Raw genomic sequence first — 9,796 nt, 5'->3', positions numbered from 1 at the left:
CGACGGCGCCCCCGCGGGCTGGGCCTGCCCGGCGCTGGCCGGGGCGCTGCACGGGGCGGGGGGGCCGTGCGCCGCCGCTCCCGGCCCCCCGGGCGGCGCCCGCCGCGGCGAGGGCGGCGGCGGTCAGGCCGGTGGTGTGCAGGCGTCCGGTGAGGAAGGCGGCGAGGGTGTCGGCGTCGTGGATCCGGCCGTCCCGGACGGCGGCCTCGGCGCCACCGGAGTGGGCGTGGCCGCCGGCCGGGACGCGGCCGTCGGCGAGGAGCAGCAGGGCGGCGTGCACCTGGGCCTCCTCAGAAGAGGAAGTACCGCTGGGCGAGCGGGAGTTCGGTGGCGGGGGCGGGGGTGACGGTCTCGCCGTCGATGGTGACGGTGAAGGTGTCGGGGTCGACCCGGACGTCGGGGCGGGCGGTGTTGTTCACCATGTCGTCCTTGGTGACGCCGCGGGTGGACCGGATGGCGGTGAACTGCTTGCGCACGCCCAGCTGTTCGCCGAGCCGTTCGGGCAGCCGGTCGTCGATCGCGGCCTGCGCGGTGAAGTTGAGGGAGTTGGCGGCGGGGGCTCGGCCGGTGGCGCCGAACTGCGGCCGGGGCAGCACGGGTTGCGGGGTGGGGATGGAGGCGTTGGCGTCGCCCATCTGCGCCCAGGCGATCTGGCCGCCCTTGATCACCAGGTCGGGTTTGACGCCGAAGAAGGCCGGGGTCCAGAGCACCAGGTCGGCGAGCTTGCCGGGTTCGACGGAGCCGATCTCGTGGTCGACGCCCTGGGCGGCGGCCGGGTTGACGGTGTACTTGGCGACGTAGCGGCGGGCCCGGTGGTTGTCGGCGCGGCCGTCGCCGGGCAGGGCGCCGCGGCGGACCTTCATGACGTGCGCGGTCTGCCAGGTGCGCAGCACGACCTCGCCGATCCGGCCCATCGCCTGGGAGTCGGAGCTGATGATCGAGATGGCGCCGAGGTCGTGCAGGACGTCCTCGGCGGCGATGGTGGACGGGCGGATCCGGGACTCGGCGAAGGCCAGGTCCTCGGGGACGTGCGGGCTGAGGTGATGGCAGACCATCAGCATGTCGAGGTGCTCGTCGACGGTGTTGACGGTGTGCGGGCGGGTCGGATTGGTCGAGCTGGGCAGCACGTTGGGCTGCGAGACCACGGTGATGATGTCGGGGGCGTGGCCGCCGCCGGCGCCCTCGGTGTGGTAGGCGTGGATGCCGCGTCCGGCGATCGCGGCGAGGGTGTCGGCGACGAACCCGGCCTCGTTCAGGGTGTCGGTGTGGATGGCGAGTTGGGCACCGGTCGCGTCGCAGACCCGCAGGCAGGCGTCGATCGCGGCCGGGGTGGCGCCCCAGTCCTCGTGGATCTTGAAGCCGAGTGCGCCGGCTCTCAACTGGTCGTGCATGGCGGCGGTGTTGACGGTGTTGCCCTTGCCGAGCAGGCCGATGTTGAGCGGCAGGTCGTCCATCGCGGCGAACATCCGGGCGAGGTGCCAGCCGCCGGGGGTGATGGTGGTGGCCTTGGTGCCCTCGGCGGGGCCGGTGCCGCCGCCGATCAGCGTGGTGATGCCGGAGGCGAGGGCCTCGTCGGCGAGCTGCGGGCAGATGAAGTGCACATGGGCGTCGATCGCCCCGGCGGTGAGGATCTTCCCGTTGCCGGCGATCACCTCGGTCTCCGGGCCGATCACGAGGTCCGGGTGGACGCCGTCCATGGTCTCCGGGTTGCCGGCCTTGCCGAGGGCGGTGATCCGGCCGTCCCGGATGCCGATGTCGGCCTTCACCACACCCCAGTGGTCGAGCACCACCGCGCCGGTGATCACGGTGTCGGGGGCACCCTCGGCGCGGCTCGTCCGGGCCTGCCCCATCGACTCGCGGATCACCTTGCCGCCGCCGAAGACCGCCTCGTCGCCGCCGCGGCAGCGGTCCTCCTCGACCTCGATCAGCAGCGCCGTGTCGGCGAGCCGGATCCGGTCGCCGGTGGTCGGCCCGTACAGGTCGGCGTAGCGCTCGCGGCTCAGCCGCAGCGCGGGGGCGGACGGGTCGCTGCGGTCAGCCATCGAGGGCACCTCCGGTCTCGCCGCGCAGGCCGTGCACCTCGCGGCGGCCGCCGATCGGCACGAGTTCGACCTCCACCGGGATGCCCGGCTCGAAGCGGACGGCGGTACCGGCCGGGATGTTGAGCCGCTGCCCGCGGGCAACCGCCCGGTCGAACTCCAGCCCCGGGTTGGCCTCGGCGAAGTGGTAGTGCGAGCCGACCTGGATCGGCCGGTCCGCGGCGTTCACCGCGGTCAGCCGGGTGACCGGCCGGCCGGCGTTCAGGCCGATCTCCCCCTCGCCGTACAGGATCCCGCCCGGCGCCACGGGGCCCGGCGCGCTCACTGGATCGGCCCGTGGACGGTGACGAGCTTGGTGCCGTCCGGGAAGGTGCACTCCACCTGGACGTCCGGGATCATCTCGGCGATCCCCTCCATTACGTCCTCGCGGGTGAGCACCTGCCGCCCGGACTCCATGAGTTCGGCGACGCTGCGGCCGTCCCGGGCGCCCTCCAGCACGTGCGAGGTGATCAGTGCCACCGCCTCGGGGTGGTTGAGCAGCAGGCCGCGGGCCCGCCGCGAGCGGGCGACGTCGGCGGCGACGTGGACGAGCAGGCGCTCCTGCTCGCGGGGGGTCAGCTTCATCTGTACGCACCTCGGGGTGGGAGGTCGGACGGTGACGAGGAGGACATTGGATCCGCCCTTTGTTGTGCACCGGTTACGCCCTACTTTCCGAGGCGTAACCGCCCAGCCCCCGCCCTGGTTACGGGCTCGGGCCAACCACCAGGGGCGCGGGGAACTGCGCAATGCGGGAGCGGGTATCCAGACTGTTCGGGGTAGGACCTGGTTCGTGCGTGACACGCTCTCGACCTGCGCAGTTCTCCCCCAGCCTTCAGCCGGGAGGTGCCCCCACGCGCCCCTATTGGCTCGCCCTCCGCGCCCCTGGCGGCTGCCCCCCCTCACAGCCGGATCCGGGCCGCCACCGGCAGGTGGTCGCTGCCGGTCCGGGCGAGGGTCCAGGTGCGGACGGGCGTAGCCCCCCGCACCAGCACCTGGTCGATCCGCGCCAGCGGGAACCCCGCCGGCCAGCTGAAGTCGAAGCCGCCCCGGGCGGGCGTCAGCCGGGAGGTGACCGGGGCGAGTCCGCGGTCGTCGAGGGTGCCGTTCATGTCGCCCATGACGAGGATCCGCCGCAGCGGCTCGGCGTCGATCGCCGCCGCCAGCAGCCGGGCGCTCTCGTCGCGCCGGGGTGTGGTGAACCCGGCCGCCGGCGAGATCCGCACCGAGGGCAGGTGCGCCACGTACACCGCCAGGTCGCCCTTGGGTGTCCGCGCGGTGGCCCGGACCCCGCGCTTCCAGTACTCGTGCACCTCGGCGGGCTTGAGGTCCACCGGCCGGACGTCCGACAGCGGGAAGCGGGACCACAGGCCGACCGTCCCGGAGCGCGCCCGGTACGGGTAGACCCCGCCGAGGATCCGCTCGTACACCCCGGTCGCCGGTTCCATCAGCTCCTCGACCGCGAGGAGGTCGGCGCCCGTCCCGGCCAGCCGGGTGGCGGTGCCCTCCGGGTCGGTGTTCTCGGCGGCCACGTTGTGCTGCACCACCGTCAGGTCGAAGGGCCCGCCGTCGCCGCCCGACAGCAGTCGGCCGCCGAACAGCCCGGCCCAGGCGACGGCCGGCAGCAGCACCGCGGCGAGGGCCAGCCGTGAGCGTCGGAGCAGCGCCGCCGCCAGCAGCAGCGGCACTGCCAGGCCGGCCCACGGCAGGAAGGCCTCCAGCAGGCTGCCGAGGTGCCAGCCCCCGTCGGGGACCAGCCGGTGGCCGATCAGCAGGAGTGCGGTGAGTGCCGCAAGGGCGGCCGTCACCCGGCCGCGGGACCGTCCGGGCGGCCGGGCGGGTGTCTCCGGTTCCGTCCGCTCCTGCACCGCCGTGTCGTCGCCCCGTGCCACCCCGTGGTACCTCCGTCCTCGGCCCTGTCGCCGTCCGCTGCGAGGACGCCGTACCCGGTCGGGCGGGTTCCGCACCGGCCGCCACCCGGAGGGAGCAGTGCAGTGCCCGTGTGAGGCGGTCCTCGGCACGGTCCTGAGCCGTAGTGCCGTACGGACGGGCGTTCGGCGGCGGTTGGCAGGTGGTTCGTTCCCGGTTCACCGCGTGGTGCGCACCGGCCGCCTAGGGTGCCGGGCATCGACCGAAACCCTTGGCAGGGAGGCCAGATGACGCAGCGTCCGATCGGTGGGGAATCCTCGCGCCGCACGTTCCTGCGGGCGACCGGGGCGGCCGGCCTCGGTGCGGCCGCGCTGACCGCGGCGGGGGCGGCCCCCGCGTCCGCCGCCGCCGACGAGCAGGCGGACGGCCGGGGCGACGCGCAGCGGGCCGCGGGGACGCGTCCGCCCGTCCGCACGGGCACCGGCCTGGACCGGCTGCCGCACCCGCTGGTGGTGGCGCACCGGGGTGCGAGCGGCTACCGGCCGGAGCACACCCTCGGCAGCTACGAGCTGGCGCTGGAGCTCGGCGCGGACGTCATCGAGCAGGACGTCGTGCCGACGAAGGACGGCCATCTGGTCGTCCGCCACGAGAACAACATCGCGGAGACGACGGACGTCGCCGACCACCCCGAGTTCGCCGCCCGGCGGACCACGAAGACGGTCGACGGCACCGCGCTGACCGGCTGGTTCACCGAGGACTTCACGCTGGCCGAGCTGCACACGCTGCGCGCGAAGGAGCGGCTGCCGCAGCAGCGCCAGCGCAACACCTTGTACGACGGCCGCTGGCCGGTGCCGACCTTCCGCGAGGTGGTGGAGTTCGCGAACAAGCGCTCGCGGACCCTGGGCCGCCCGGTGTGGCTGTACCCCGAGACGAAGCACCCGAGTTACTTCCGCTCGATCGGCCTGCCGCTGGAGGAGCGGCTGGCGGACGAGCTGCGCCGCGGCGGGCTGGCGGGCCGCAACGGCCGGGCGGTCCTGCAGTCCTTCGAGCCGAGCAGCCTGCAGCGGCTGGCGAAGCTGGTCGACAACCCGCGGATCCAGCTGCTGAGCGGTCCGACGACGCAGCCGTACGACTTCGTGCTGGCGGGCGACCGGCGGACGGTCGCGGACCTGGTGACGCCGGGCGGGCTGCGCTGGCTGGCGTCGTTCTCGCACGGCATCGGCCCGACCACGCAGCTGATCGCGCCGGTGGACGCCGCGGGCAGGCTGCTGCCGCCGACCACGCTGGTGGCGGACGCGCACGCGGCCGGCCTGGTGCTGCACCCGTGGACGGTGCGCAACGAGAACTCCTTCCTGCCGGTCGACTTCCGCCGGGGCACCGACCCGAACGCGTACGGCGATTCGATCGGCTGGGCGCGCCGGCTCTACGACCTGGGCGTGGACGGCTTCTTCACCGACAACACGGACACCTCGGTGCTGGCCCGCGGCGACTTCTGGGCTGCCCGCGGGGCGAACTGACGACCGGTCAGTCATCACGGCCGGGTCGGGTGCGGGCGCACCCGGCCCGGCCGCCGTGCGTCCCGGACCCATCCGACTACCGATCGGTAGCACTGTTTCGGACGAGTTCACCGAATGCTCGCCCGATGTCTTGCACGCCGTGCGGGCGCCGAAGTTGGATGCACAACATCCCGCAACCCGACGGGTTCACGACACACCCTCACGGAGCTTCGATGCCCCTGTCGTCCGTCCGCCGCGCCACCAGAACGGCCGCCGCGGCCTGTGTCGCCGCCGCCGTGCTCGGCACGCTCGCCGCCACCCCCGCGGCGGCCGCCACCGGCGCCGCGGCCGAGAGCGCACCGGTCACCGCGCCCGCGCTCGACGTCCTCACGTACAACGTGTTCCTGATGAGCAAGTCGCTCTACCCGAACTGGGGCCAGGACCTCCGCGCGCAGGCGATCGCCTCGGCGGACTTCTTCCAGGGCCACGACGTGGTGGTCCTCCAGGAGGCGTTCGACAACGCCGCCTCCGACGCGCTGACCGCCCGTGCCTCGGCCGCGTACCCGTACCACACGCCGGTGGTCGGCCGCTCCACCGGCGGCTGGGACGCCACCTCCGGCAGCTACAGCTCGACCACGCCCGAGGACGGCGGGGTGACGCTGCTCAGCAAGTGGCCGATCCTGCGCAAGGAGCAGTACGTCTTCAAGGACGCCTGCGGCGCCGACTGGTGGTCCAACAAGGGCTTCGTGTACGCCGTGCTGAACGTCGACGGGCTGCGCACCCACGTGGTCGGCACCCACCTGCAGTCCACCGACACCGGGTGCTCCAGCGGCGAGCCGGCCGCCGTCCGCGCCAAGCAGCTGCTCGCGATGCGCTCCTTCCTCGACGCCAAGCAGATCCCGGCGAACGAGCCGATCGTGCTGGCCGGCGACCTCAACGTCGACTCGCACGGCTCCGAGTACCAGGCCCTGCTCGACAACGGCAACCTGGCCCCGGCCTCGCAGCGCACCGGCTGGCCGTACTCCTTCGACACGGTCGACAACTCCATCGCCGCCTACCGCTACCCGGGCGAGCCCAAGGAGGACCTGGACTACGTGCTGTACCGGGCCGACCACGCCCGGCCGCAGCAGTACACCAACCAGGTCGTGCGCTTCCACAGCACGCCGTGGACGGTGAGCAGCTGGGGTAAGAGCTACACGTACAACGACCTGTCGGACCACTACCCGCTCGCCGCGCACTGATCGATCCGCACGGTGAGCACGCCGCGGCGGCCCGCCCGCACCCGGGCAGCCGCCGCGGCTGCGCCCCGCCCCGATCGGGGGGAGGGTGGATCCGACCGGGGCCCGACCGGCACCCGTGTGCCAGAACCGAGGAGTGAGCCGCCATGCCCATCGCCACCGTCAACCCGGCCACCGGGGAGACCGTCGAGACCTTCGCCCCGTACGACGCCGCCGCCCTGGAGCAGCGGCTCGGCCTCGCCGCCGAGACCTACCGGTCCTGGCGGACGACCTCCTTCGAGGAGCGCGCGGCGCTGCTGAAGCGCGCCGCGGACCTGCTCGACGCCGAGCGCGAGGAGATCGCCCGGACGATGACGGTGGAGATGGGCAAGCCGGTCGTCGCGGCCCGCGCCGAGGTCGCCAAGTGCGCGAAGGCGATGCGCTGGTACGCCGACCGGGCGCCGGAGCTGCTGGCCGACGAGCACCCGTCCGAGGCCGACGTGGCGGACTCCGGCGGCGCCTCGGTGCACGTGCGCTACCGGCCGATCGGCGTGGTGCTGGCCGTGATGCCGTGGAACTTCCCGCTCTGGCAGGTGGTGCGGTTCGCCGCGCCGGCGCTGATGGCGGGCAACGTGGGCCTGCTCAAGCACGCCTCGAACGTGCCGCGGACGGCGCTGGCGCTGGAGCGGGTGCTGCTGGAGGCGGGCTTCCCGCAGGGCTGCTTCCAGACCCTGCTGATCGGCTCCGCCGCGGTCGAGGGCGTCGTCCGGGACGCCCGGGTCGCCGCGGTGACGCTGACCGGCAGCGAGCTCGCCGGCCGCTCGGTCGCCTCGATCGCCGGCGACGAGGTGAAGAAGTCGGTGCTGGAGCTCGGCGGCAGCGACCCCTTCCTGGTGCTGCCCTCCGCCGACCTGGCGGGCGCCGTGCAGTGGGCGGTCACCGCTCGCACCCAGAACAACGGGCAGTCCTGCATCGCCGCGAAGCGCTTCATCGTGCACGCCGAGGTCTACGAGGCGTTCACCAGGGCGTTCACCGACCGGATGAAGGCCCTGAAGGTCGGCGACCCGCTGGCCGAGGAGACCGAGATCGGCCCGCTCGCCACCTCCCAGGGCCGCGCCGACCTGGAGGAGCTCGTCGACGACGCGGTGGCCGCCGGGGCCGTCGCGGAGTGCGGCGGCGCCCGCCCGGACGGCCTGCCGAAGGAGCTGGACGGCGGCTGGTACTACCTGCCGACCGTGCTGACCGGCATCACCCCGAAGATGCGCATCCACCACGAGGAGGCGTTCGGCCCGGTCGCCACCGTGTACCGGGTGGAGAGCCTGGACGAGGCGATCGAGCTGGCCAACGACACCCCGTTCGGCCTCAGCTCCAACGTGTGGACGACCGACCCCGAGGAGCAGGAGCGCTGCGCCCGCGACATCGAGGCGGGCGGCGTGTTCTTCAACGGCATGACGGCCTCGCACCCGGCGTTCCCGTTCGGCGGCGTGAAGCGCTCCGGCTACGGGCGGGAGCTGTCCGGCCACGGCATCCGGGAGTTCTGCAACATCACCACCGTCTGGCGCGGCCGCTGACCGGCCCGGACGCGGCAGGGGCGGGGCACGCGGCGTGCGTGCCCCGCCCCTGCGGCATCCGGGGAGGATGCGGGCTCAGGCCATCTGCGGGCTCAGGCCATCTGCACCCGGCCGACCGGCGCCTCGTCCCCGCCGCGGTGGCCGAGGAACCAGCCGATCAGCGCGAGGAAGGTGATCGCCCAGACGAGTGAGCAGAAGGCGGTCATCCAGTTGGAGTCCACCTGCACCTCGACCATGATCAGGCCGACGGTCAGCGAGAGCAGGAAGACCACCGCCGAACTGCTCACCCCCAGGAACATGTCGCGCAGCCGCACCGACAGCTTCGGCTTCTTCCGGAAGACCGGTTCCATCGGCCAGTGCGGCTCCGCCGTCTGCAGCCCGCCCTCCGCGGGGACCGCGGGCTGCGCGCTGCCGGACATCGGTTGCTGGTCCATCGGCGTGCTCCTTCCAGCTGCCGTCCCCCGCAGTCCACTGTCCCACTGGGCCGTCCCGGCGGCAGGGCGGCCGGACCGGTTTCCGTCCGACCGGTCCCCGGGTACCTGCGCGGACGTGCCGATCCGCCCGATGCTCGCCACTCCGAGCACCCGCCGCAGCTTCGACGACGGCTGGCTGCTGGAACGCAAGCTGGACGGCGTCCGGGCGGTCGCCGAGCGGGACGGCGACACCGTCCGGCTGTTCTCCCGCACCGGCGAGCCGATGGCCGGGGGCTACCCGGAGCTGGTGGCGGCGCTCGCCGCGCAGCCCGTCCCCCGGTTCACCGTGGACGGCGAGATCGTCGCGCTCGACGAGGAGGGCCGGACCAGCTTCGCCCGGCTGCAGCGGCGGATGCATCTGCGCGACCCCGTCCGGGCGGCCGCCGCCGGGGTGCGGGTCTCCTACTTCCTGTTCGACCTGACCGCGCTGATGGGGCACGACACCACCGGGCTGCCGCTCCTGGACCGCAAGCAACTGCTGCGCGAGACACTGGACTTCGCCGATCCGCTGCACTTCACCGAGCACGCCCGGGCGGACGGCCCGGTGCCGCTCGCCGAGGCCTGCGCGCGGGGCTGGGAGGGGCTGGTCGCCAAGCGCGCCGACAGCCGGTACGTGCCGCGCCGCTCCCCGGACTGGCTGAAGCTGCCGTGCACCGCGGGCCAGGAGTTGGTGGTCGGCGGTTTCACGGAGCCGACCGGCCGCCGCACCGGCTTCGGCGCCCTGCTGGTCGGGCACTACGAGGGCGCCCTGCTGCGCTACGCCGGCAAGGTCGGCACGGGCTTCGACACGGCCCTGCTGCAGCGGCTGCGGGCCCGGCTCGACACCCTCGTCCGCCCCGACCCGCCGTTCGCCGACCCGCCCGCCGGGGAGCGCCGGGTGCACTGGGTCGAACCACGGCTGGTCGCCCGGGTCGGCTTCACCGAGTGGACCCGCGACGGACGGCTGCGCGCACCCCGGTTCGAGGGGCTACGGACGGACAAACGCCCCGAGGACGTGGTCCGCGAACGCCCGCTCTGACGGCCCTGAACAGCACGTTCGGGGCTTAGGGCGTCCGCCAGTAGGTCATCGGATGCGAGGGCTTCGTGGGCGGGTGT

The 9,796-nt window shown here is 73.8% G+C and carries 9 protein-coding genes and 1 pseudogene; 4 read left to right on the top strand and 6 right to left on the bottom strand.

Going from position 1 to position 9,796, the window contains the following annotated elements:
* The 5 genes and pseudogenes from ABD353_RS38195 to ABD353_RS38175 form a co-directional block, all read right to left on the bottom strand.
* Positions 1-280: pseudogene (locus tag ABD353_RS38195) on the bottom strand (urease accessory protein UreF); the annotation flags it as partial.
* Between the two features lie 10 nt (positions 281-290).
* A complete protein-coding gene (locus ABD353_RS38190; protein WP_344628331.1) occupies positions 291-2,042 on the bottom strand; it encodes an urease subunit alpha in 1,752 nt (583 codons plus the stop codon).
* A complete protein-coding gene (locus ABD353_RS38185) occupies positions 2,035-2,346 on the bottom strand; it encodes an urease subunit beta (RefSeq protein WP_344628330.1) in 312 nt (103 codons plus the stop codon). Before ABD353_RS38185 ends, ABD353_RS38190 begins: the two co-directional genes overlap by 8 nt.
* 14 nt (positions 2,347-2,360) lie before the next feature.
* On the bottom strand, positions 2,361-2,663 hold the full coding sequence (locus ABD353_RS38180) for an urease subunit gamma (protein ID WP_344628329.1): 303 nt from the start codon (positions 2,661-2,663) through the stop codon (positions 2,361-2,363).
* A 314-nt stretch (positions 2,664-2,977) separates the two neighbouring features.
* Positions 2,978-3,883 carry an endonuclease/exonuclease/phosphatase family protein gene (locus ABD353_RS38175; RefSeq protein ID WP_344628332.1) on the bottom strand — a complete coding sequence of 302 codons (906 nt, stop codon included), beginning with the start codon at positions 3,881-3,883 and terminating at the stop codon, positions 2,978-2,980.
* A gap of 348 nt (positions 3,884-4,231) precedes the next feature.
* On the opposite strand from ABD353_RS38175, the gene ABD353_RS38170 reads away from it, so the two are divergent.
* The 3 genes from ABD353_RS38170 to ABD353_RS38160 all read left to right on the top strand — a co-directional run bounded on the left by ABD353_RS38170 (position 4,232) and on the right by ABD353_RS38160 (position 8,228).
* Positions 4,232-5,461 (top strand): glycerophosphodiester phosphodiesterase, encoded by a 1,230-nt coding sequence (locus ABD353_RS38170; RefSeq protein WP_344628328.1) that lies wholly within the window; start codon positions 4,232-4,234, stop codon positions 5,459-5,461.
* 212 nt (positions 5,462-5,673) lie between these two features.
* Positions 5,674-6,681, top strand: coding sequence for a sphingomyelin phosphodiesterase (gene sph / locus ABD353_RS38165; protein ID WP_344628327.1), 1,008 nt, complete (start codon positions 5,674-5,676; stop codon positions 6,679-6,681).
* A gap of 143 nt (positions 6,682-6,824) precedes the next feature.
* Positions 6,825-8,228 carry an NADP-dependent succinic semialdehyde dehydrogenase gene (locus tag ABD353_RS38160; protein ID WP_344628326.1) on the top strand — a complete coding sequence of 468 codons (1,404 nt, stop codon included), beginning with the start codon at positions 6,825-6,827 and terminating at the stop codon, positions 8,226-8,228.
* Between the two features lie 92 nt (positions 8,229-8,320).
* Here the strand turns inward: ABD353_RS38160 and ABD353_RS38155 are convergent, their stop codons facing one another.
* Positions 8,321-8,662, bottom strand: coding sequence for a hypothetical protein (locus ABD353_RS38155; protein ID WP_344628325.1), 342 nt, complete (start codon positions 8,660-8,662; stop codon positions 8,321-8,323).
* Between the two features lie 130 nt (positions 8,663-8,792).
* On the opposite strand from ABD353_RS38155, the gene ligD reads away from it, so the two are divergent.
* A complete protein-coding gene (ligD, locus tag ABD353_RS38150; protein ID WP_344628324.1) occupies positions 8,793-9,719 on the top strand; it encodes a non-homologous end-joining DNA ligase in 927 nt (308 codons plus the stop codon).
* The last annotated feature ends 77 nt before the right edge of the window (positions 9,720-9,796 follow it).

The sequence above is a fragment of the Kitasatospora arboriphila genome (assembly GCF_039528095.1).
Lineage (GTDB): Bacteria > Actinomycetota > Actinomycetes > Streptomycetales > Streptomycetaceae > Kitasatospora > Kitasatospora arboriphila.
Note: the sequence above shows the minus strand (reverse complement) of the source record. Positions and strands in the feature narration are given on the sequence as shown.

What these genes read in the sequence shown, in the direction of transcription:
- ABD353_RS38170 (WP_344628328.1), top strand. Translation starts at nt 4,232, where the DNA reads ATGACGCAGCGTCCGATCGGTGGGGAATCCTCGCGCCGCACGTTCCTG.
- ABD353_RS38155 (WP_344628325.1), bottom strand. Translation starts at nt 8,662, where the DNA reads ATGGACCAGCAACCGATGTCCGGCAGCGCGCAGCCCGCGGTCCCCGCG.
- ABD353_RS38160 (WP_344628326.1), top strand. Translation starts at nt 6,825, where the DNA reads ATGCCCATCGCCACCGTCAACCCGGCCACCGGGGAGACCGTCGAGACC.
- ABD353_RS38180 (WP_344628329.1), bottom strand. Translation starts at nt 2,663, where the DNA reads ATGAAGCTGACCCCCCGCGAGCAGGAGCGCCTGCTCGTCCACGTCGCC.
- sph (WP_344628327.1), top strand. Translation starts at nt 5,674, where the DNA reads ATGCCCCTGTCGTCCGTCCGCCGCGCCACCAGAACGGCCGCCGCGGCC.
- ligD (WP_344628324.1), top strand. Translation starts at nt 8,793, where the DNA reads ATGCTCGCCACTCCGAGCACCCGCCGCAGCTTCGACGACGGCTGGCTG.
- ABD353_RS38190 (WP_344628331.1), bottom strand. Translation starts at nt 2,042, where the DNA reads ATGGCTGACCGCAGCGACCCGTCCGCCCCCGCGCTGCGGCTGAGCCGC.